Annotated in this window: 21 protein-coding genes; 18 read left to right on the top strand and 3 right to left on the bottom strand. The window is 63.9% G+C overall.

What is annotated here, in order from left to right; all coding sequences use genetic code 11:
- The first annotated feature begins 23 nt into the window (after nt 1-23).
- The 8 genes from leuD (at nt 24) to ABEA23_RS10165 (ending at nt 8595) form a co-directional block, all read left to right on the top strand.
- Nucleotides 24-623: a 3-isopropylmalate dehydratase small subunit gene (gene leuD, locus ABEA23_RS10130; protein WP_260073318.1), complete on the top strand. Its 600-nt coding sequence runs from the start codon at nt 24-26 to the stop codon at nt 621-623.
- A 148-nt stretch (nt 624-771) separates the two neighbouring features.
- Complete coding sequence (gene murA / locus ABEA23_RS10135) at nt 772-2094, top strand: UDP-N-acetylglucosamine 1-carboxyvinyltransferase (protein WP_345477883.1); 1323 nt, start codon at nt 772-774, stop codon at nt 2092-2094.
- A gap of 38 nt (nt 2095-2132) precedes the next feature.
- Complete coding sequence (locus ABEA23_RS10140) at nt 2133-2927, top strand: lysophospholipid acyltransferase family protein (protein ID WP_345477884.1); 795 nt, start codon at nt 2133-2135, stop codon at nt 2925-2927.
- The gene (locus ABEA23_RS10145; protein WP_345477885.1) at nt 2924-3997 is read left to right on the top strand and encodes an NAD(P)H-dependent glycerol-3-phosphate dehydrogenase; all 1074 of its coding nucleotides are present in this window, start codon (nt 2924-2926) and stop codon (nt 3995-3997) included. The genes ABEA23_RS10140 and ABEA23_RS10145 overlap by 4 nt, the downstream gene beginning before the upstream one ends.
- 5 nt (nt 3998-4002) lie before the next feature.
- Nucleotides 4003-5169: a D-alanine--D-alanine ligase family protein gene (locus ABEA23_RS10150; protein ID WP_345477886.1), complete on the top strand. Its 1167-nt coding sequence runs from the start codon at nt 4003-4005 to the stop codon at nt 5167-5169.
- A gap of 10 nt (nt 5170-5179) precedes the next feature.
- A complete protein-coding gene (locus ABEA23_RS10155) occupies nt 5180-5524 on the top strand; it encodes a DUF3039 domain-containing protein (protein ID WP_345477887.1) in 345 nt (114 codons plus the stop codon).
- Nucleotides 5525-5527: 3 nt separating this feature from the next.
- Nucleotides 5528-7324 (top strand): DEAD/DEAH box helicase, encoded by a 1797-nt coding sequence (locus ABEA23_RS10160; protein ID WP_425577164.1) that lies wholly within the window; start codon nt 5528-5530, stop codon nt 7322-7324.
- Nucleotides 7325-7671: 347 nt separating this feature from the next.
- Entirely contained in the window at nt 7672-8595 is a 924-nt protein-coding gene (locus tag ABEA23_RS10165; RefSeq protein WP_345477888.1) for a hypothetical protein, read from the top strand.
- 127 nt (nt 8596-8722) lie between these two features.
- On the opposite strand, the gene ABEA23_RS10170 is transcribed toward ABEA23_RS10165, so the two are convergent.
- Together ABEA23_RS10170 and ABEA23_RS10175 are read right to left on the bottom strand one after the other, a co-directional pair.
- Entirely contained in the window at nt 8723-9367 is a 645-nt protein-coding gene (locus ABEA23_RS10170; RefSeq protein WP_345477889.1) for a nicotinamidase, read from the bottom strand.
- Between the two features lie 25 nt (nt 9368-9392).
- Nucleotides 9393-10652 carry a nicotinate phosphoribosyltransferase gene (locus tag ABEA23_RS10175; RefSeq protein WP_425577208.1) on the bottom strand — a complete coding sequence of 420 codons (1260 nt, stop codon included), beginning with the start codon at nt 10650-10652 and terminating at the stop codon, nt 9393-9395.
- 269 nt (nt 10653-10921) lie between these two features.
- Between ABEA23_RS10175 and clpS the strand changes: the two genes are divergently transcribed.
- The 7 genes from clpS to ABEA23_RS10210 are packed head-to-tail and all read left to right on the top strand — an operon-like array spanning nt 10922 to nt 16170.
- Nucleotides 10922-11230, top strand: a complete 309-nt coding sequence (gene clpS, locus ABEA23_RS10180; protein WP_044492885.1) for an ATP-dependent Clp protease adapter ClpS — start codon at nt 10922-10924, stop codon at nt 11228-11230.
- A gap of 4 nt (nt 11231-11234) precedes the next feature.
- Nucleotides 11235-11933 carry a DUF2017 family protein gene (locus tag ABEA23_RS10185; protein WP_345477891.1) on the top strand — a complete coding sequence of 233 codons (699 nt, stop codon included), beginning with the start codon at nt 11235-11237 and terminating at the stop codon, nt 11931-11933.
- Nucleotides 11930-12859: a glutamate racemase gene (murI, locus tag ABEA23_RS10190; RefSeq protein ID WP_345477892.1), complete on the top strand. Its 930-nt coding sequence runs from the start codon at nt 11930-11932 to the stop codon at nt 12857-12859. The genes ABEA23_RS10185 and murI overlap by 4 nt, the downstream gene beginning before the upstream one ends.
- Nucleotides 12856-13641 (top strand): MBL fold metallo-hydrolase, encoded by a 786-nt coding sequence (locus ABEA23_RS10195; RefSeq protein WP_044492880.1) that lies wholly within the window; start codon nt 12856-12858, stop codon nt 13639-13641. The genes murI and ABEA23_RS10195 overlap by 4 nt, the downstream gene beginning before the upstream one ends.
- A 53-nt stretch (nt 13642-13694) precedes the next feature.
- A complete protein-coding gene (gene rph, locus ABEA23_RS10200; protein WP_345477893.1) occupies nt 13695-14435 on the top strand; it encodes a ribonuclease PH in 741 nt (246 codons plus the stop codon).
- Entirely contained in the window at nt 14432-15064 is a 633-nt protein-coding gene (rdgB, locus tag ABEA23_RS10205; protein ID WP_345477894.1) for an RdgB/HAM1 family non-canonical purine NTP pyrophosphatase, read from the top strand. Before rph ends, rdgB begins: the two co-directional genes overlap by 4 nt.
- Nucleotides 15061-16170: an exonuclease domain-containing protein gene (locus ABEA23_RS10210; protein ID WP_345477895.1), complete on the top strand. Its 1110-nt coding sequence runs from the start codon at nt 15061-15063 to the stop codon at nt 16168-16170. Before rdgB ends, ABEA23_RS10210 begins: the two co-directional genes overlap by 4 nt.
- Here the strand turns inward: ABEA23_RS10210 and ABEA23_RS10215 are convergent.
- On the bottom strand, nt 16154-16912 hold the full coding sequence (locus ABEA23_RS10215) for an ADP-ribosylglycohydrolase family protein (RefSeq protein WP_345477896.1): 759 nt from the start codon (nt 16910-16912) through the stop codon (nt 16154-16156). The genes ABEA23_RS10210 and ABEA23_RS10215 overlap by 17 nt on opposite strands.
- Before the next feature lie 129 nt (nt 16913-17041).
- Here ABEA23_RS10215 and ABEA23_RS10220 point away from each other — a divergent pair, with 129 nt between their 5' ends.
- Genes ABEA23_RS10220 through ABEA23_RS10230 form a run of 3 tightly spaced genes read left to right on the top strand, consistent with a single transcriptional unit; the run spans nt 17042 to nt 22688 of the window.
- Entirely contained in the window at nt 17042-18259 is a 1218-nt protein-coding gene (locus ABEA23_RS10220; protein WP_345477897.1) for an exonuclease SbcCD subunit D, read from the top strand.
- Entirely contained in the window at nt 18256-21381 is a 3126-nt protein-coding gene (locus ABEA23_RS10225; RefSeq protein ID WP_345477898.1) for an AAA family ATPase, read from the top strand. Before ABEA23_RS10220 ends, ABEA23_RS10225 begins: the two co-directional genes overlap by 4 nt.
- Nucleotides 21378-22688 carry a hypothetical protein gene (locus ABEA23_RS10230; RefSeq protein WP_345477899.1) on the top strand — a complete coding sequence of 437 codons (1311 nt, stop codon included), beginning with the start codon at nt 21378-21380 and terminating at the stop codon, nt 22686-22688. The genes ABEA23_RS10225 and ABEA23_RS10230 overlap by 4 nt, the downstream gene beginning before the upstream one ends.
- Nucleotides 22689-22702 lie beyond the last annotated feature (14 nt).

Below are 22702 nucleotides of genomic sequence, written 5' to 3' on the forward strand. Positions count from 1 at the left end.
CTCTGCCTAAGGACCCTTACCCCATGGAACCCATTACCACCCACACCGGAATCGGCGTCCCGCTCAAGCAGTCCAATGTGGACACCGACCAGATCATCCCCGCCGTCTACCTCAAGCGCATCACTAAAACCGGGTTCGACGACGCTCTCTTCGCCGCCTGGCGCAAAGACCCTGACTTCGTACTCAACCGGGAGCCCTACAACCAGGGCTCAGTCCTGGTGGCCGGCCCGGATTTCGGCACCGGCTCCTCCCGCGAGCACGCGGTCTGGGCGCTGAAAGACTTCGGCTTCCGTGTGGTGATCTCCTCACGGTTCGCCGACATCTTCTACGGCAACTCCGGAAAGCAGGGGCTGCTGGCCGCCAAAGTGGCCCAGCCCGACGTCGAGCTCATCTGGAAAGAGCTCGAAAAGGAGCCCGGAACGCACATCACCGTGGACTTAGAACACCGCACAGTGCGCTGCGGCAGTGTGGAGACGGTCTTCCAGATCGATAACTACACCCGCTGGCGGCTCATGGAGGGACTCGATGATATTTCTCTCACTCTGCGCCAGGAGGACAGTATCCAGACATTCGAGGACACTCGCCCGGGATTCAAGCCCACCACCCTGCCAGCTAAGGTCTAAACAGGTCTTCGCGCTGCGGCGTGTCCGCTGAACTGTCACCGAATCGTTGTCCTCCCTGGGCCGAACCTGGGGGAGGAGTCCCGGGACGTTGGGTACAGTGGCAAGGCCACAATCACCACTTGGCGTCAGAAGGGATCACCGACACAATATGGCCAAGCTGCTCACAATCCAGGGCGGGAAACCGCTGCAGGGCACAGTCAAGGTCCGCGGGGCGAAGAACCTGGTCCCCAAAGCGATGGTCGCTTCGCTGCTGGGCAGCGAGCCCTCGGAACTCCGCAACGTGCCGGAGATCAAAGACGTCGAGATCGTCCACAACCTGCTGACCATCCACGGCGTCAAGGTTGACCGCGACGCCGAGGCCGGCACTATGACTCTTGACCCGCGTGAGACCTACTCCGCGGAGCACTCCAAGATCGATGCCTATGCCGGGGATTCGCGCATTCCGATCCTCTTCTGCGGCCCCCTGATGCACAAGAACGGGGAGGCATTCATCCCGGACCTGGGCGGCTGCCGTATTGGTGACCGGCCCATCAACTACCACCTTGAGGTGCTGCGCAACTTCGGCGCGGTCGTTGATAAAAGTGCCACCGGGATCCACATCTCCGCCCCCAAGGGCCTGCGCGGAGCCAAGCTCGAACTGCCCTACCCCTCGGTGGGAGCCACCGAACAGGTGCTGCTCACCGCGGTGCTGGCTGAGGGCATCACCGAGCTGAAGAACGCGGCAGTGGAGCCAGAGATCCATGACCTGATCGCCATCCTGCAGCAGATGGGCGCGATCATTACGGTCTACACCGACCGCACCATTCGCATCGAGGGCGTCTCCCGGCTCTCAGGCTTCAAGCACCGGGCGATTCCCGACCGCAATGAGGCCGCCTCTTGGGCCTCCGCAGCGCTGGTCACCGAAGGTGATATCTACGTCCACGGTGCAGCTCAGCGGGATCTGACCGCCTTCCTGAACACCTACCGCAAAATCGGCGGTGAGTTCGAGGTGGACGATGAAGGCATCCGCTTCTGGCATGGCGGCGGCCAACTGCAGCCGCTGGTGCTGGAAACCGATGTTCACCCGGGCTTCATGACCGATTGGCAGCAGCCCATGGTGGTGGCCCTGACCCAGGCCCACGGTGTATCGATCGTCCATGAGACCGTCTACGAGAACCGATTCGGCTTCACCGAGGCGCTCAAGCGCATGGGCGCCTCCATCCAACTGCACCGCGAATGCCTGGGCTCCAACCCCTGCCGTTTCGGTCAGCGCAACTTCCTGCACTCAGCAGTGATCTCAGGCCCCTCAGAGCTCAAGGGCACCGATATCGACATCCCAGACCTGCGCGGCGGATTCTCCCACCTCATCGCAGCTCTGGCGGCCCAGGGCACCTCCACTGTGACCGGTATCGAGATCATCTCGCGCGGCTACGAACACTTCATCTCAAAGATCGAAGCACTCGGCGCAGACATCTCTATCGCCGAGAAGTGAGCTATCGCCGCAGACCAACGCCGGTAAGCTTAGGCACCATGAGACGACGACGCACCACACCAGCCTTCTGGGCGGCGGCCGCCGTCGTCCGTCCCGCGATGAACGCTCTGATCGGCAAGGACTGGCGGGGCCTGGAGAAGCTGCCCGATACCGGGTACATCGCCGTCTCCAACCACATCAGCGAAGTCGACCCGGTGGCGGTGGCCCACGCCATCTACGCCGCCGGAAACACTCCGCACATGATGGCTAAGGACTCGTTGTTCCGCGTGCCTGTCTTAGGTGCTGCACTGCGCCGGCTGCAGCAGATTCCGGTGGCACGGGCAGACCGCGGCGAGGCCCGACGCTCCCTGGAGACCGCACAGCAGGTGCTCTCCGAGGGCGGCGCCATTGTGATCTACCCTGAAGGCACACTGACTAGAGATCCTGAGCTATGGCCCATGCGGTCTAAAACGGGGGCTGCGCGTCTGGCCCTGAACACCGGAGCTCCGCTGATCCCCATCACTCACTGGGGCGTACAGGACTTTTTCCCGCAGTACGCCAATGCGCCGAAGATCTTTCCCCGCACACGCTATGTACTGCAGGTGGGTGACCCCATCGATCTGGAAGATCTGCGCGAGAAACCGTTGACCAGGACCATCCTGGCCACTGCTACTGAGCGGATCGAAGAGGCGTTAACTGCCGGAGTTGCTCAGCTGCGTGGGGAACCTGCTCCGGAGCTGATCTGGGACCGGGCCCTGAACCAGCGTGTGCCGCGAGGCCAGCTGCGGGCACGTGAGGCGCAGCGCGAGGCCCGCGACACCGGTGATGCAGCACAGCAGGAGTCGCAGGGATGACCCGGATTGCTGTACTCGGCGCAGGCTCCTGGGGCACCACCTTCGCCAAAGTGCTGGCCGACGCCGCGCTGACCAATACTGAGGCCACCGAGGTCGTACTCTGGGCGCGCCGGGCTGAGGTGGCTGAGGAGATTACTTCCCGGCATACCAACAGCACCTACCTGGGCGAGATCGCGCTGCCTGAGACCATCACGGCCACCAGCGATCTCAGCGCTGCTGTCCACGGGGCAGAGATCGTGGTGCTGGCATTGCCTGCCCAGAGCCTGCGCAGTCACCTCGATCAGGTCAAAGGTGCGCTGGCTCCGGAGGCCGTCGTCGTGTCCCTCATCAAAGGACTCGAGCGCGGAACCGATATGCGGATGAGCGAGGTCATCGCTGAGGAACTCGGCCTGCCCGATGACCAGATCGCAGTGGTCTCCGGCCCGAATCTGGCCATGGAGATCGCCCGGGAGGAACCCACCGCCTCAGTGGTGGCCTGCCGGGATGTGGCTGTGGCTGAACGGATCGCCACCGCCTGCAATAACCACTACTTCCGCCCCTACACCAACACCGACGTCACCGGCGTAGAGATCGCCGGCATCGTGAAGAACGTGATCGCCCTGGCGGTGGGGATCTGCGACGGGCAACAGTTGGGGGATAACTCCAAAGCCTCGGTCATCACCCGCGGCCTGGCCGAGACTACCCGGCTGGCGCTGAAGCTCGGCGGACGCCTGGAGACCTTCTCCGGACTGGCCGGGCTCGGCGACCTGGTAGCCACCTGCGCCTCGCCGCTGTCCCGCAACCGCAGCGCAGGGCGACTGCTGGGTGAAGGCCTCAGCGCAGATGAGGTCACCCAGCAGCTGACTCAGACTGCCGAAGGCATGAAATCCGGTGCCGCCGTGCTGGAACTTGCCCGCACCCACGAGGTGGAGATGCCTATCTGCGAGGCCGTAGTGGCCGTGCTAGAGGGCAAACTCTCCGTGGACAACATCGCCTCCCTGCTGCTGGCACGGGATCTGAAAGCTGAACACCCCAAAGCCGCCGCCACAGATGCGGCCGCAGCTGCAGCGCACGCGGCGGAAGGAAAGTGAGCCCCATGGCAGAGACTCCCACCTCCGAACACCCCCAGAGCAGCACCGAACCACGGGTGCTGGTGCTCTATGGAGGTCAATCATCGGAACACGCGGTGAGCTGTGTGACGGCCGCGGGAGTGCTCAGCGCCATCGATACCGCACGCTTCGACGTCGTAGAGATCGGCATCACCGCCGCTGGGCAGTGGACCCGTCCGGCGATTGATCCGCGCACCCACAGCTTCAGCGGACCGGAGTTGCCGCGGGTGCTGCCCACCGAGTCCAGTGTGCAGCTGCATGCCGGAGCAGGCGGTAGCGCAGACCGCGGCGCCCAGCTGTTGGAGATTCACCCGGACGGAACCACCACCTCCTTGGGCTCTGTAGATGTGGTGCTTCCGCTGCTGCACGGCCCCTTCGGCGAAGACGGCACCCTGCAGGGGCTGCTGGAGCTGGTGGGGCTGCCCTATGTGGGCGCCGGTGTGCTGACCTCGGCGGTGGGCATGGATAAGCACTTCATGAAGCTCGCCTTCCAAGCTGCAGGGTTGCAGGTGGGCCGGTGGGAGACCATCACCGCCCGGCAGTGGAGCCAGGACCCGCAGGCTGCCCTGGAGCGCGTCAAGACCCTGGAACTTCCAGTGTTCGTGAAACCCGCTCGTGCCGGTTCCTCCATGGGCATCACCCGGGTGGAGCGCTGGGAGCAGCTGGAGGAGGCACTGGAGGCAGCCCGGAAGCACGATCCGAAGATCGTGGTGGAGGAAGGCATCATCGGCCGCGAGATCGAATGCGGCGTGCTCGGCGGACGCGCCGGCGCCCCGGCCAGGGCATCACTGCTGGGGGAGATCGCAGTCCATGACGGCTCTGCTGCGCATGATTTTTATGACTTCGACGCAAAATACACCGATAACACCGCAGCTGATCTCTCCTGCCCCGCTGAGCTGCCCGAAGAAGCCACCGCGGAGATCCGCCGGCAGGCTGTGGTGGCCTTCGATTCCCTCGACGCCGAGGGCATTTCCCGGGTGGATTTCTTCTACACCCCCGATGGTCAGATCATCATCAATGAGGTCAACACCATGCCCGGATTCACTCCGATCAGCATGTATCCGCAGGTGTGGAAGGCCAGCGGCATCGACTTCCCGGATCTGATCACCGAACTGATTACGCTCGCCCTGGAGCGTCCGACGGCGCTTCGCTAAACTGGAGTACATGATGTCCCCTGCCGATCTGTTCCGCATGCACACTGCTGACCCGGCTGCCCCTGCTGGAGGCGGAGCCGCCACTATTGAGCGGCAGCACCAGGAGCAGCTCTCTGAGCCCGGCGATCACGAGCGCTTCTCGCACTACGTGAAGAAGGACAAGATCATGGAGTCCGCACTGGAGGGCGGCGCCGTCGTCGCCCTGTGCGGCAAGGTCTGGGTGCCATCACGTGACCCCAAGAAGTTCCCGGTCTGCCCCGAGTGCAAGGAGATCTACGAAGGATTCACCTCCGGGGGCGACGACTCCTCAGGTAAGGGACGCGGCCGCGGTTTCTTCGGCTTCGGCAAGAACTGAGGCGTGAACACCCCTCACCCGGAGGCAGGCCCCACCCTGTTCGACGTCGGTACTGACGTTGGCTCCCAGCTGCCCCCTGCCTATCCGCACCGTGCCGCCCACGGCACTGCTGGCACACTGCGCCAGTGGCAGCAGGAGGCCCTAGACCTCTACATCCAGCGGTCCCCGCGGGACTTCCTCACGGTGGCCACACCTGGCGCAGGTAAAACCACCTTCGCGCTGCGTGTGGCGAAGATGCTGGTGGAATCAGGGGAGATCAACCGCATCTACGTGGTGGCTCCCACCGAGCATCTCAAGCGCCAGTGGGCCGACGCCGCTGCACGTGTGGGTCTGAGCATCGATCCGAACTTCAAGAACTCTGATGGCCGGCACGGCCGGCAGTTCATCGGTGTGGCGGTGACCTATGCGCAGGTGGCCAATAAGCCTGCGTTGCACCGCAATAAGACCGAGGCGGCACGGACCTTCGTGATCTTCGATGAGATTCACCATGCCGGTGACTCACTGAGCTGGGGCGACGGCGTGCGCGAAGCCTTCGGGCCCGCGGTGCGGCGCCTGGCGCTGACCGGCACGCCCTTCCGCTCGGACAGCTCGCCGATCCCGTTCGTGGACTATGTCGAGGACGCCGACGGTGTCCTGCGCTCCAAGGCTGACTACTCCTATGGCTACGGGCCGGCGCTGAAGGACCGTGTGGTCCGCCCGGTGGTCTTCATGGCCTACTCGGGCAATATGCGCTGGCGCACCGCAGCGGGTGAGGAGATGGAGGCCCGCCTCGGTGAGGCCGCCACTAAGGACATTGTCGCCCATGCCTGGCGCACCGCGCTCAACCCTGAGGGCGAGTGGATTCCTGCGGTGCTCAAGGCCGCTCACCAGCGGCTGCTGAAAGTACGGGACAAAATCGATGACGCCGGCGGCTTGGTGATCGCCACCGATCACGAATCGGCCCGCGCTTATGCGGATCAGCTGGAGCGGCTTACCGGCCAGATGACCACAGTGGTGCTCTCCGATGATAAGGACGCCTCGCAGCGCATCGAAGACTTCAGCCAGGACGGCTCGAAGCTGTGGATGGTGGCAGTGCGCATGGTCTCCGAGGGCGTGGACGTGCCGCGGCTGTGTGTAGGGGTGTACGCGACATCGACTTCAACAGCCCTGTTCTTCGCCCAGGCGGTGGGCCGCTTTGTGCGGCTGCGCAAGAAGGCCGAGGTAGCCAGCGTGTTCCTGCCCTCGGTGCCGGTGCTGACTGATCTGGCTAATGAGATGGAAGCCGAGCGCGACCATGCTCTTCAGGTGTCAACTCCTGCTGAGGGGGAGATACCTGAGGAGGATCTGCTGGCCGCGGCAGAGAAGCAAGAGCGTGCCAGCGAGGAGCTGACGAAGGGTTCCTTTGCGGCCATTGGCTCCAACGCAGCCTTCGATAAGGTGCTCTTCGACGGCGATGAATTCGGTCTCGGCGGGGACCTCGGTTCCGAGGAAGAGCTGGGCTTCCTGGGTCTGCCGGGTCTGCTGGAGCCGGAGCAGGTCTCTACCCTGCTGCGTAAACATCAGGCGGAGCAGCTTAAGCGTCGGCCAGCAGACGCGCAGCAGCAGGCTGAGAACGTGGTGGACCATAGGCAGTTGAAATCGCTGCGCAATAAGCTCAATAAATCTGTCTCCGCCTATTCGGCCAAGACCGGCATGCACCAGGGCAGCATTCACAATAAGCTTCGGGATGCCTGCGGCGGACCTGCGGTGGGGCAAGCCACCCAGTCCCAGCTGGAGGCACGGCTGAAGAAGCTGCAGCAGTGGTTTGTTGGGATGAAATAACGCGTTGTCCCCTCGCGCCCCTAGTTTTGTTTCAGCCCCCGGCTGTAACCGGGCCTAAGTGAAACAAAACTAGGGCGTGAAGCCGGTGCGGGAGCCCTGCCTGGGTCTCGAGGTGCAGATCCCGTCGGTGCGTTTTCCACAGTCTCCCATTCGTGCTCGCTGAACAGTCCGTAGCGCGGGAAGCTGTAAAGGTGACGATTCGCCTCATCCACCCGCGCATTGACGGTCACTCCCGGTCAACGACAATGCGTGCTGTCCGGCGCGGTGAACTACTCGCGTTACGTCCTTCAGTCTTCATACGCCGTGATGAATGGACACAAGCGCCAGTATGGAAACAGCATCGGGCCATGACGGCCGCCGTCGGGCTCCAACGTCCGGAGCGCGTTTTCTGCCGCGAGACTGCATTAGTCCTTTATGGGGTTCCCCTCATCGCTGTGCCGCGGGCAGTGCATATCCGCGCTATGGGAACCTCCGAGGTGGGTACCCGGCCGCTGTGCGGGAATCTGCAGACTCAGGCCATTCAACGCCGAATGCCGCTACGCGCCCTCGCGCCGCCGGTTCCCCGCGGTGATGCCGCTGAGGAAGTGCGGCAGAGTTACTGGCGAGCTGTGCGAGGCAACACTCACACCGTCGAGGTTCCCGGAATCACTTATGACAACGGGGCCCCAGCGCGGGTCAAGGTAGAACCGTTGGCCATGGCGCTCATCGACACGGTTCCACGGATGGGCAAGCAAGAAGCCGTCGTCGCCCTGGATGCAGTGTTCGCCACTGGCGCTGATTCCCGTGGCTGGCTGACGGTAGAGCGGGTGAGTGCTGGTCAGGTCACTGCCGATGAACTCATGAGCGCCCAGCAGTGGCTGTGGTCCCAACGGGCACGCAGTGCGTGGACATGGGCGGCGGAATTCGCGAATCCGCTGAGCGAGTCACCTGGGGAATCTCGGTCGCGCGTTCTCATTGACGAACTCGGTTTCGCGACCCCCGAACTGCAGAACGTGGTGAGACTGGCAGATGGCAGCGTCGCACGGCTGGACTTTGAGTGGCCTGCGGATGGAGTTGTCGGTGAGTTCGATGGTCGGATCAAGTTCACCGAAGCCGCTCGGCTATCCGGGGCACGAGTCGGCGAAGTCTACTGGAACCAGGTACGGCGGGAAGAAGCGCCGCGCGATACCGGACGTCGGGTGGCGCGCTGGGGGTGGGATGATCTGGCCGACCCGCGCCGGCTGGAGGTGAAGCTGCTCCGCGAAGGCGTGTCCCGAAAGCGCCCGAGGTGACCTTGGACCGAGTGGAACAGAAAGTGGGCGGCAGCGGTCAGGTTGTCCTCAAGCACGGCTTCTGTTTCATCCTGGGCGCCAAACGGCCTGCTTATGAAACAAACCCCGGGCGTGGGAGACACGCGGGCTACAGGTCCTCGAGGATCAGCAGCTCCACGCCAGCCTCGCGCAGTTCCTCGTATGTCTCCTCCAGCTGGTCTTTGTCCACAGCGGCCGTCAGATCCGTGATGACCCGCACCCGGTAGTCATTCTCCGCAGCATCAAGTGCCGTGGCGCGCACGCAGTGATCGGTGGCGATTCCCACAATGGTGACAGCGTCAATGTCCTGGCTACGCAGCCAGCTGTCAAGATCCGGCGCAGTGGAGGAAACGACGTCGCCCGGCTCCACTCTGATGCCCTTCTCGCCCTCCAAGATGCCCACCCGCTCGGGCTCCCCGAGGCGTCCTTCGAAACCTGAGTAGCCGTCGTCGTAGAGGCCCTTGAGGAAGCGCGCCTCGATGTGGTCGGTATCCAGATCCGGGTGCAGCTCAGCTCCGGGGGTGCCAGCCACACAGTGCACCGGCCAGCTGGTCTGGAAGTCCGGGGACTCTGCAAAGTGCTTACCCGGGTCAATATGCCAGTCCTGGGTGGCCACAATCGCGTCGTATTCGGCGTGATTCTCCTCGAGAAACTCGCTGACCTCAGCCGCGACCTGAGCCCCGCCGGTGACGGCCAGAGTCCCGCCTTCGCAGAAATCGTTCTGAACATCAACAATAATGAGCGCCTCAGCCATAGAAGCAGTCTATGGACTCAAGCACTCAGAGGAAAACAGTGGGGATCACCGGCTCGCCGGGGGAAAGCCGATGCGCATCGGCGGGCAGTTCCGCCACCGATTCTTGATGCCGCTGCTGGGCACGCTGCACACCCTCAGCGCCGGTGAAGCCCGGCTGAACCACCCCATCGATCACCAGCGGCACTTGCAGGGCTCGGCCCATATAGCCAGCCTCCTCGGGAGAACCGACCGAGGCAATGACCTCAGCCTCAGCTCGTCCATGGTCATCAATGCTGCGCAGCACCTGCTTCGCACCCCCATGGCTGGTCTTGCCGGTGCTGGCCTTGGCCACCGCTACCGGGTTGCCGGCGTCGTCGTCGCGCTCCACCAGCTTGTAGACCATCGAAGCGGTGGGCGCACCCGAGCCGGTCACTAGGCGGGTCCCCACCCCGTAGGAGTCCACCGGGGCTGCAGCAAGCCGGGCGATGGCATGCTCATCCAGATCAGAGGACACGATGATCCGGGTCTCCCGGTTGCCCAGGGAATCCAACAGTGCACGCACACTGTGAGCCTGCTCGACCAAATCGCCGGAATCCAGCCGCACGGCTCCTAGCTTCGGCCCGGCAATCTTCACCGCCGAACGCACCGCTGTCTCCACGTCATAGGTGTCCACCAGCAGAGTGGTCCCCGGTCCGAACGCCTCCACCTGGGCAGCGAAGGCCTCTTCCTCGGAGTCGTGCAACAGCGTGAAGGCGTGAGCAGCAGTACCGAGGGTGGGGATACCGAAACGGCGGCCGGCCTCGAGGTTTGACGTCGCGCTGAAGCCTGCAACTGCCGCAGCCCTGGCCGCCGCAACAGCGGAACCTTCATTGGTGCGGCGTGATCCCATCTCCACGCACGGGCGGCCATCAGCGGCCATCACCATGCGGGAGGCAGCAGAGGCAATGGCCGAATCATGATTGAGCACTGAGAGCACAAAAGTCTCCAGGACACAGGCCTGCGCGAAACTGGCCTCCACACGCAGGATGGGGGAGTGCGGAAGATAAACCTCGCCCTCGGGATAACCATGCACGGTCCCGGAGAAGCGGTAGTCCGCCAGGTACTCCAGGGTCGGCTCGTCCAGGACCCCGCGCTCACTCAGGAAGCCCAGCTCGGCATCGCCGAAACGGAACTTCTCCAGTCCCTCCAGCACCCGCCCTGTGCCAGCCACCACGCCGTATCGCCGGCCCTCCGGAAGGCGCCGAGTAAATACCTCAAAGACACACCGCCGGTGCGCTGCACCCGAGCGCAGGGCCGCCTGCACCATAGTCAGTTCATACTGATCGGTCAGCAGTGAGGTGGAAAGCAGCGGGGCCGATGAGTGGCTGGCAGTATCAGGGACGTGCCGGACGGTACTAGCAGAGCGCTGGGCAGGGTCTGAGGTGTTCATCGTCACCCATCCTAGGTCCGCAGCAGGCTGCTCACCACGAATACCAGGGCTCGGGGGCTGTTGGCGGGCGCGGCACAGGGCGCGGCGGCCCAGCGCAGCACACAGGCCGGCGCGCTGGAGACCTCCACCGCCGTAGAATGACAGCTATGAGTTCAGCCCATGGATCCACGCTCACTCGCGAGGATACTGACCTCGACACCCAGCTTCGTGGCATGCTCGCTGCCCAGCGTCCCTACAACGTGGTGGTCTGGAACGACCCGGTGAACCTGATGTCCTACGTGGCCTGGGTCTTCCGCAGCTACTTCGGCCACTCCAAGGAACGCGCCCATAAGCTCATGCTCGAAGTCCATCACGATGGCCGTGCGGTGGTGGCCACAGGCCCCAAGGAAAAAGCCGAACGTGACGTGACCGCCATGCATAACTACGGGCTGCAGGCCACCCTGGAAGAGGCCTGACCCGGTGGCACGTGCATTCCGGGCGACCACCCGTGGCTATAAGGCAGACCTCGAAACCCATGAACGGCGGCTGATCTCGCAGCTCTGCGCCGATGTCATCTCCCTGCTGGAACGCCGCGGCGAGCAGATTACCGACGGCGCGGCCGAAAGCGCAGCAGACCAGGGCTCGGCTGCCGGTGATGACGTCTTCGCCCACTTTCGCCGAGAGCTTGCCGGGCTCGGGGTCGGCCTCGAAGATTCGGCAGCCTCCCAGGAGGCTGAGCCTGCCGGTCTGGCAGCGCCTGAGGATCCGGTGCTGGCGCGGCTGTTGCCCGAAGCCGCTGAAGACCCCCAGGAAGCGGCGCAGCTGCGCAGGCTCACCGAAGCGTCTTTAAGGGAGTCCAAGCTCGCTGGCCTGCGGACTGCACGCATGCTGCTGGAATCAGATCCCGTCACGCTGACCGAAGAGCAGGCTCCGATCTTCGGCCGCGCCCTCAACGATGTCCGCCTGACCCTGGCCACACGCTTAGGTATCGAAGATGAGGCCGACGCTGAACAGATCCACCAGATGGCCGGCTCTTCGCAGGCAGCAACTACCGAACAGTTCATGGCCGAGGTATATGCCTTCACCACCTGGCTGCAGGAGACACTGTTCTCGGCGATGCTTGAGCTGCTGCCCGACGACGGTGACGAGATCGGCAGTGCTGAGGAAGGTGCCGAGTGAGGCAGGTCAGTGCACCGATCGGGATCTTTGACTCCGGCGTCGGTGGGCTCACCGTAGCCCGCGCCGTCCTGGACCAGCTGCCGGATGAATCCATCATCTATATCGGGGACACCGCACACGGTCCTTATGGGCCGCTGCCCATCGCCCGGGTTCGTGCCCACGCGCTGGGCATCATGGACGAACTGGTGGAAAACGGCGTCAAAGCACTGGTCATCGCCTGCAACTCCGCCTCCGCCGCAGTGCTGCGCGATGCTCGGGAGCGCTATACCCAGCGCTATGGGATTCCCGTTGTCGAGGTGATTCAGCCGGCAGTGCGCCGGGCAGTGGCTGCCACCCGCAACGGTCGGATCGGGGTCATCGGCACCCAGGCCACCATCGGTTCTCGTGCCTATGAGGACACCTTCGCGGCAGCTCCTCAGCTGCAGATTTCCTCAGCGGCCTGCCCACGGTTTGTAGATTTCGTGGAGCGCGGCATCACCTCCGGTCCCCAGCTTCTGTCTGCGGCAGAGGAGTACGTGGCCCCGTTGAAAGCCGCCGGAGTGGACACCCTAGTGCTGGGCTGCACCCACTATCCGCTGCTGACCGGGGTGCTCTCCTATGTGATGGGGGAGGACATCACCTTGGTCTCCTCCGCTGAGGAGACCGCGAAAGACCTCTACCGTGCGCTCACCAGAGAGGACCTGCTCCGGCAGACCACGGGCGAGGACCTCCAGGCCGCTGCCACCCGGACCTTCCTCTCCACCGGGGACGCCAAGCAGTTCCAGCGCCTGGCTCAGCGCTTCCTGGGTCCCGAGGTCGACAGCGTCCAGCAAGTCGCCCATGTGACAGAGACTTACCCCACTGGTGTGATCCAGCGCATCACCCCCGCTATGCTTGCCGGAGCGAACCGAGGCTCGGCGCAGAGCGTAAGGCTGGATCATCTATGAGGTTGACGATCATCGGATGCAGCGGATCCTTCCCAGGACCGCAGTCTCCGGCGTCGTGTTATCTGCTCACGGCGGAGTATCAGGGTCGTACCTGGAGGATCATCCTGGATCTGGGCAGCGGCGCTCTCGGCGCCCTGCAGCAGCACATCGCCTTGGAGACTCTCGACGCCGTCTGTCTGTCCCACCTGCACCCGGATCACTATATGGATCTCTGCGGTCTGCATGTGGCCGTGCGCTGGCGGCCCGGCGGCTGGCCCGCGGAGCGGATTCCGGTGTACGGTCCCAGCGGAACTGATGAGCGTATAGCCGCAGCCTATGACATGGATCCAGATCCGGGCATGCACCCGGACTTCCACTTCAATACCTGGCAGCCCCGGGTGCCGGTGGAGATCGGCCCCTTCCGGATCACTCCGGTTCCGGTCCGCCATCCTGTGGCCGAGCCCTACGCGCTGCGCGTGGAGTGCACCGAGGACGACGGGCGTGTCACCACGGTGGCCTACTCTGGGGATACCGACGCCTGTGAGGGACTGGTGGAGGCGGCCAGGGACTCCGACTTGTTTCTGTGCGAGGCGGCTTTCGAAGATGGCCGCGATGATCACCTCGAAGGGGTGCATCTGAATGGTTCACGTGCCGGTGCCGCCGGTACACAGGCAGGGGCCAAGCGGCTGCTGCTGACCCATATCCCCGTCTGGACAGACCATCAGGTGCTGATGGCCTATGCGGCACGGGAGTACGACGGCGACCTGGCAGTGGCCGTCTCAGGGGTAACGTACGACATTTGAGGGTTAGGCCGGGGATAGACCATCACACCCGTCCGAAGTGCGAAGGAGTATCTGTGTCCAAGAACTACATCCGTGCCGACGGCCGTGCCGTGGATCAGCTGCGAGAGGTGTCCATCACCAGGGGCTGGTCCTCGCATGCCGAGGGCTCCGCGCTGATCGAATTCGGCAACACCCGTGTGCTGTGCACCGCGAGCTTTGAATCCGATGTGCCGCGCTGGATGCGCGGACAGGGCACCGGGTGGGTCACCGCCGAGTACGCGATGCTCCCGCGCGCTACCAATACCCGCAATTCCCGGGAGTCGGTCAAGGGCAAAATCGGTGGACGCACTCACGAGATCTCCCGGCTGATCGGCCGTTCACTTCGTGCCGTGGTGGATATGAAAGCCCTGGGGGAGAACATGATCACCCTGGACTGTGATGTGCTTCAGGCCGACGGCGGCACACGTACTGCCGCTATCACCGGTGCTTTCGTGGCCCTGGCCGACGCGGTGGAATGGGCACGCGGTGAGCGCCATATCGCCAAGCGCGCTGAGGTGCTGACTGACTCTGTGGCGGCAGTCTCCGTGGGAGTGCTGCCCGATGGCACCGCAGTACTGGACCTGCCCTATACCGAGGACTCCACTGCCGGCACTGATATGAACGTGGTGGTCACCGGATCCGGCGACTTCGTGGAAGTCCAGGGCACCGCTGAGGGCACCCCCTTCTCACGCGATCAGCTCAATGAGCTGCTCGATCTTGCCCTGACCGGCACTGACCAGCTGGCTCAGATTCAGCGCGGGGCGCTCTCCTCATGAACCACCGCATAGTGCTGGCCACTCATAATCAGGGCAAAGTCCGGGAGTTTCGCGCGCTGCTGGCAGCCCAGCCGCAGCTGCAGGGACTCAGCGGCTTCGACCCGGCGGCAGCAGTTGTTGATGCTGCCACTGCAGGATGCTCTGATGTCCCAGAGACCGGTGTGACCTTCCGTGAGAACTCCCTGCTGAAGGCCCGCGCCGTCGCCGCACAGACCGGACTGCCGGCGGTAGCCGATGATTCCGGCCTGGCAGTTGAGGTTCTCGGCGGAGCTCCGGGGATCTTCTCGGCCCGTTGGGCCGGGCAGCAGGCCAGTGATGAGAACAACCGACGGCTGCTGTTGCAGCAGCTGGCCGATATCGGCCCGGAACACCGCTCGGCTGCGTTCATCTGCGTGGCCTCCCTGGTCACCCCGGATGGTCAGGAGTTCACCGCGGAAGGACGCTTGGAAGGCACCCTGCTCACTGCTGAAGCTGGTGAGGGTGGCTTCGGCTACGACTCCATACTGCAGCCAGTGGGAGAGACCCGATCCTGCGCGCAGCTGAGCATGGCAGAGAAGAATGCCATCTCCCACCGAGGTAAAGCCTTCACCGCGCTGGTACCTCATATTGTGGAGGCGCTGGCCGCGTGACTCAGGCCGGCAGCACCCCACAGGACCTTGAGGCTCACCAGGGTCCCAGCTTCACCGCAGTCGATTTTGAAACCGCCAACGGCTTCCGCGGCTCGCCCTGTGCAGTGGGCCTGGTGAAGGTTCGCAACGGTCAGGAAGTGGACTCCTTCTACACCACAATGCGCCCGCCAGAGGGTTTCGACCGTTTCGATCCTCGGAACGTGTCCATCCACGGAATCACCGAAGCCCAGGCGCGCAGCGCCGGGCGATTCGCCGATCATTTCGCAGCGATGATGGAGTTCATTGGCGAGGACACCCTGGTGGCGCACAACGCCAGCTTCGACATCGAAGTCTTCGAAGCCGCCCTGGAAGTATCCGGAATGGACTCCCCGGGGCTGCGCTGCCTGTGCTCGGTGCGGCTCTCCCGGGCCAACTACAATCTGGCCTCGCACGCACTGCCGCACGCTGCAGCAGAAGCTGGATTCGATCTGCAGCACCACCACTGGGCGCTGGAGGATGCGCGGGCGGCAGCCGCCGTCGTCGTTGATATTTCCCGACGGCGCGGCATCAGTGATCTCCACGAACTCTTCAGCTCCAGCCAGATCGAGGCCGAAGAACTTGAACCCTGGACCGGCCAGCGCCGCTATGAATCGCGAGCGACCCGCCAGGTGCGCGCCTATGCGCATCTCTTCGACTCCCGGGTTCCCGGAATCGATCCCAGCAGCCTGCCGGACCTGATGCGCTGGCAGGATGAAGGGCGGAACCCGCTGCCGCGGGCAGATGCTGATGCCCAGCACCCGCTGTTCGGCCAGCAGATCGTCTTTACCGGCAATCTGGCGATTCCCCGTCCGGATGCCAAGCAACTGGCCGCCGACCATGGGGCATTGACGTCCTCGCGGGTGACTGCGGGGACCACGCTGTTGGTGATCGGCGACGGCTATGAACATGCTGACCTAGAGATGGCGGAACCATCCCCGCCGCTGACTGCGCGCAAAGCGCGCGAAGCGCTGCGCCGCAGGGCCGCAGGACAGAACATTCAGATCTTCAGCGAAGCTGACTTCCGCCAGACGCTGGGGTCTGCATGGCCGCAGCACCTGGTGCCCGCGGCCCTCAGCGCGGCGCGGTGACGGTCTCCCAGCGGTCGGCCAGATCCTCCACCACCACGCTCAGCAGGTCTGACACCGGCAGGTCAGCCTCCGGATCCGGCAGCTGACCTGTCTTTGCAGCGCTCAGCTGCGCCGCGATGATCTCGGCTGTCGGGGAGCTCATCCGGTCCAGCAGATCCGCGGTGTCGGAGTGCTCTCCCGCCGCAAGACGATGGACGGCTGTCACGAGCTGCTGTGCTGTCTCCCCTACATTTGGGTGCCCGTGGGTCAGGGCGACGGCTTGTTCGGCCCAGCTGCGGCGCATCTGGTCCTCAATATAGGGCACCAGCCCAATGGGCAGTATTCGGATCAGCACCGCATCCGCTGTTTCCTGTGGCTGAGCAGGGCTACTGGGGTAGGCCATGTCCCCGGAGGCCAATCCGCGCAGCGACGCGTCAGCGGTACCAGGCAGGATGTGCAGCGCCCCGGCGCCCTTCAGCACGGTCAGACCATGGTCCACTAGCTGCTGCGGGGGCTGCGGGGCATTCAACGGGAAGCTGCCATGGAGCAGCTTGTACCACCGCAGCGAGGCCAACCACATACATGCCAACGGATCTGCCGCGCTGCCATGCCGGGTGAAGTCCAGCAGTTCCAGCAGCCCCTCGGTCAGGCACAGCTGGTGCAGAGTTTCACCATGAATGGGAACCGCAGTCCCCGGGGAGCTGCGCGGCAGGCCAGCGAGCAGGACCGGACGGAGACGGGAGATCACGAGGGCGTCATTCACAGGGACTAAGCGTACCGATCTTTAGTGCGGGGCAGTGCTTCAGACCGGCACAGTGCTTCAGTGCGGCGCAGCGCTTCAGCCCCTGACAGTGGCCCGAAGCTAGCTAGTGTCCCGGAGTGGCGCGAGCCGATGTCTGAGCTGGCCGATAACGTGGGGGATATGCGGTTCCTGCACACTTCTGACTGGCATCTGGGACGTGGCTTCCACGGCTACTCGCTGCGCGCTGAACAGGAGGAGATGCTGGACACCGTGTGCCGGACCGTGCAGGAGCAGCAGGTGGATGTAGTGCTGATCTCCGGGGATGTCTATGATCGGGCACTTCCTCCCGAATGGGCGGTGACGGCTCTGGAGGACTGCCTCACCCGACTTGTCGCCCTGGGGGCCAAAGTCATCATCACCTCGGGCAATCATGACTCGGCCGCCCGGCTGGGCTTCGCCCGCGGCCTGATGGCCTCCTCCGGAGTTCATATCCGCAGTTCGCTGGAGGATGCGTGGCGGCCCATTGAACTGGCTGATGAGACCGGACCGGTGCTGGTCTATGGTGTGCCGTATCTGGAGCCGCAGCTCTATGCCGCGCAGCTGGGCTGCGCCCGGGCCAACCACACGGCGGTGATGGAAGCGGTAATCGGTAGGATCCGGGAGGACCTCAACCAACGCGGCGACGACGGCGCCCGGGTCATCCTGATGACGCACCTCTTCGCTGCTAAGGGAACGGCCTCGGACTCTGAGCGCAATATCGGCGTAGACGCGCCAGCAGGGGAGTCCCCGGAGCACCACGAAGACAGCATCGGCGGGCTCTCAGTTGTCCCGCTGGAGACTTTTGACGGCTTCGACGCCGTCGCGCTGGGCCATCTGCACGGCCGCCAGCAACTCAACGCCAGTGTCCGCTACAGCGGTTCACCGCTGACTTATTCCTTCTCCGAATCCGAGCAGGCCAAAGGCGCCTGGCTTCTGGATACCAGTACCGACGAGGGGATAAGCGCCACGGCACTGGATTGGCGGATTGGGCGACCGGTGAAGAAGCTGCGTGGAGATATCGCCGAAGTGCTAGCCGATGAGACTCTCACGCAATGGGCTGATGCCTATGTGCAGGTCAGGCTCACTGATCCGCAGCGCCCCGAACGCGCTCATCAGCGCATCAAGGAGGCATATCCGTATCTGGCGGTTTTCAGCTACGAGGGCGCCGGGCGGGTGAGGTCCTCGAGCACCTATTCGCACAAAGTGGAGTCGGCCAGCAACGACGTCGACACCGTGGCCGCCTTCCTGGAGCACGTCCGAGACCGGCGTGCAGATACCGACGAGGTGGAACTGATTTCGCAGGCGTTTCAGGAGGTGCGTGCCAGGTGAAGCTGCATGAGCTGACACTTTGCGCCTTCGGGCCTTTCCCGGGAGAAGAAACCGTTGACTTTGACGCCCTGGGCCAGGACGGTTTATTCCTGCTGCAAGGCCGGACAGGTTCGGGCAAGACCTCGGTCCTAGATGCCATCACCTTCGCGCTCTACGGGGATGTGCCGGGAGAGCGGGATAAGAACCTGCTGAAGTCCCACCATGCCCCCGCTTCCCGGGAGCCCTTTGTCACGTTGGTGTTTAGTCGGGGAGAGCAGCGCTACCGGATCCGCCGCACCCCGCAGTACCTGCGCCCGCAGGTCCGTGACGCTTCGCAGTGGCGACAGATCAATCAGACGGTGATGCTTCAGGTGCACGACGGCGAGCAGTTCCGTCCAGTGACCTCCGGAATTCAGGCTGCCAGTGATGAGATCCGCCGGATCATCGGTCTGGACATGGCGCAGTTCACCAAGGTGATCCTGCTTCCGCAGGGGGCATTCGCTCAGTTCCTGCATGCCAGCAGCAGAGAGAAGCAGGCGCTGCTGGAAAAGCTCTTCGACACTGATCGTTTTCGAGCGCTGGAGGAGCACCTTCGGGCGCTTTCCCGGGAGACTGAAGCCCAGCTTGCAGACATCGATGGCCGGATCAGCATGCTCGGTTCTAGTTTGCGTCGGGATGCGGCGGCACTGTTGGCCACCGGGACCAAGGACGCGGAACTCAACGTGCCGGCACTGCAGGTGGCAGACAAGGATGAGCACGGCGAGACCGAACCCCCAGATGCGGGATTGGAGACCGTGGCGGAAGCGCAGCTGGCAGAACTGGTCACCACCAGAGCCGCTGCTCACCGAGCCGCGCTTCAGGCTGTTGTAGACCAGGCTAAGCAGGAGTACGAAGCAGCAGAAGCTGCAGCTGCCGCGATTCGAGAGACTCAACGCCAGCTGCAGGCCTACCGCGCCCATCTGGAGGCGGTGACCGCACATGAGACGCACCGCCCCGATATCCAGAAGCAACGGGACAAGCTCGCCGCCCATGAGTCGGCCCGCCATCTGAACCAGTGGTTTGCCGCGGCCGACCAGGCCCGGCAGCGCGCAGCTGATGCCACAGCCCATGCACAGAAGGCGGCCGAGAATCTTCAGGCAGCATTAGAAGACCAGCAGGATATTCCGCACCGCCAGGTCATCACCGAAGGTCATGCAGATGATTCAACCATCGAGAACCTGCACCAGGAGATCATCAGCCTGCGCGCTCGTTTGACCCAGCAGGACGCATCCGACTTAGAGGACCGGCATCGGGTGCTCAGCGCCGAGTGGCACAACGCTGAACAGCGAGCCGCCGCTGCGGCGCAGCGCGCCCAGGAGCTGCTCGCCGAGAGCGAAGAGCTGGGCCGTGATCTGGAGCAGAAACACTCTCAGCTCGTGGACCTGGAAGAACTGGACTCCGCGCTCGAGAACGCGGCGCAGGACACCCAGCAGGCGGCTGATCGTGTGGAGCTTGCTCGCCGCCGCGACAGCCAACAACAGCGCGTGGCCCAGCTGGAAGAGACCGCGGAGAATAACCGTGCGGGGGTGGGGCTGATGGAGGATGCGTACCGCAGAATTTCCGCACAGTACCTGTCCAATATGGCCGCTCAGCTCGCCCAGAAGCTCTCCGCTGACGAACCGTGTTTAGTCTGCGGCTCTACCGAACATCCGCACCCGTATCGGGCGGAATCCGAAGCTATCAGTGTCGATCAGGTCGAATCCGCTCAGCAAGACCTGGAACACAGCCGCCAACAGGTCCACCGTAGTGAGACAGAGCTTGCTGCAGCCCAGCAGCAGCTGAAGGAGACCACCGAGGGACTCGGAGACTGCGCTGCCAGCAGTCTTGAAGAACTGCAGCGCCAGCACCGGCAATGCCAGCAGACAGTAGAGGCACTGCGTGCCCGCCGTCGTTCCCAGCACAGGCTTCGGGAGGATATCGTCCAGCTGCAGGAGAAGCTCGCGCAGACTCAGCAGCAGGTGGGCCAGGCGCACCACGAAGCCGAGACTGCGGCTGCCGAGCAGAAGCAGCTCAGCGCTGAACTGCAGACCCTGGCGGAGACACTCGAGGCCCTGCGCGGAGAGCACACTAGTGTGCATGCGAGGCTGGAGTTCCTGAGTGAGCTGCAGAAAATGGCAGAGACGGCCCGGACCAGCATTCAGCACCGCGACTCTGCGGCTGATCAGCGAGATAATGCCGAAGAAGCAGCCCAGGGACAGCTGCACGAGTCTGTTTTTCACACCGTCGCCGATGTACAGGCTGCACTGCTGGAGCCCGAAGAACTCCAGCACATGACTGCTGCTGTGCAGGACTACGAAGCCACCGGCCAGCGGTTGGCTGCCCAGCAGGACTTTCCGGATATTGCCGAAGGCCGCCGCAAGCACGAGAGCGGCCACACGCCGCCCTCGGCCGAAGAAAGTGAGGCAGCTGAAGAGCTCAGCCGGCGCAGACAGTCGATCTGGGAGTCCTACCGGGAGGATCTGCTGAGCTTCGAAGCCCGCGCCGATGCAGTCCAGGGTTGTATTGGATCGCTGGAGGATGCTCTGCAGGAACGTCAGGCAGTGGCCGCAGAACAGCTGCGCCGCGCCGAGCTGGCAGCTACTATCAACGGTGCCGGACCGGATAACCCGATGCGTATGACGCTGACTACCTTCGTTCTGGCCGCACGGCTCGAGCGAGTCGCTGAAGCCGCCTCGCGGCATCTGGATGCCATGTCCGAGGGCCGATATCAGCTGCTCCATGACGACGATAAACGCGGCCGCGGCCAGCAGGGGCTGGACCTTAAAGTCCATGACGAGCACTCCGATGAACAACGTCCCACCTCGTCGCTTTCCGGGGGTGAGACCTTTATGGCGTCGCTGTCTATGGCTCTGGGGCTTGCCGAAGTAGTGCAGGCTGAATCCGGTGGGATCGGCATGGAAAGCCTCTTTATCGACGAAGGCTTCGGCTCTTTGGACGAGGAAACCCTGGAATCGGTGATGACGGCTCTGCACCGCCTGCAGGGGGAGGGACGACGGGTTGGAGTTGTCAGTCACGTCACCGAGATGCACCGGCAGATTCCGGCTCAGCTGCAGGTCACTAAGAACCGCAACGGCTCCACCCTGAAAGTGAAGCTGCCCGGATGATCCACAGCACGGGGACCTCAATTCTGCGCATCACCTCGCGCGTGCCGGCGTTGCTGCTGCCACTGGCACTTGCAGTGGCCCTTGCCCCCACCGGCTCTGGTTTCACCATCGCTACCGCAGTGGCGGCCGCGTTGGTGGGAACAGCGCTGGCCCCCTCTGCAGCCCAACTGGCGGCAGACCGAGCAGGAAGCCGCAATGTCCTGCTCGGCGGGGCTGTCCTGCATGTGCTGCTTCTGGTTCTGCTGGTCAGCGCGGCTGAGCATTTCTTGAGTCAGCAGCTGGGCAGTTCCGCGGTAGTGACGTATTGGACCATGGTGGGCTTCGCTCTACTTGCTGGCCTCACAACTCCGGCGGCCGCCGTCTTTCTGCGCCAACCTGCGGCCTCAGGACAGCATGGAATCAGTGAGGATTCGAAGGTACCTGGGACACATACCGAGACAGGCCCCGCACAAGTCGCTATGGCCGAGGCCCAAGCGGACGAGGTGGCGCTTCTCAGTGCCGCTGTGGTCATCAGCCTTCATGGTTTCGGAGCGGGTCCTTCAGCTGCGCTGATCACCTCGGCAGTGCTCACCGCAGTCGTCCTGCCCATTCTGGCCCTGAGCCTGGCTCCCACACGATCCACTGAGGCCGCCCGACTCCGCGTCCCAGCGCCGGTTCCCGGTGCGGAGACCGCCCAAGCCGAAGCTCTGCAGACCTGGACGGACCGTCGTTCAACGGTGTCTGACGCTGGACCCACCGGCGGGACTTCTGGCGATAGCCGGCACGGACTCTACCGCCTATACGCACCGGTCATGCTGTGCTTTGGGCTGATTCTCGGAGGTCTCTGGATAACTGCCCTGGATGCAGGGCTGGCACTGGGCCGCCCTGCACTCTTCGGGCTGCCTTTGGCCGGGGCGACGTTGGCCGCCGTCGTCTGGTTGCGGCTGCGCAGACGCAGTCGGCTTCCGCTGCAGCGTCGTCGACGCCTGCTGGGAACTGTGCTGGTCAGTGCGGGTGTAGTGCTGTTGCTCGCGGCGGTATTCCTGCCCTCGCCAGGGTGGGGGATGGGCTTGACGACTTTCATCGCTGCGGTGCTGGGTTGGTGGCAGAGCGAGGGACTGGCTCAGCTCTACGGGGAAGCCCTCCGTACTCGGTCTCAGGCGACAGCGAGGACCCTGACCGTCCTGGGTTTTGCGCTGCTGATCGGGCTGTTGATCGGACTCACCGTGGCCGGGGTCGTCTCACATGAATGGGGGCGCGATTGGGGAGCGGCGCTAGTTGTTCTCGGGGCAACTGCGGTAGCGGTCCAGGTCAGACTTCGGCACTAGCAGGGCCACTTCGG

This window comes from Nesterenkonia rhizosphaerae (assembly GCF_039544555.1).
Lineage (GTDB): Bacteria > Actinomycetota > Actinomycetes > Actinomycetales > Micrococcaceae > Nesterenkonia > Nesterenkonia rhizosphaerae.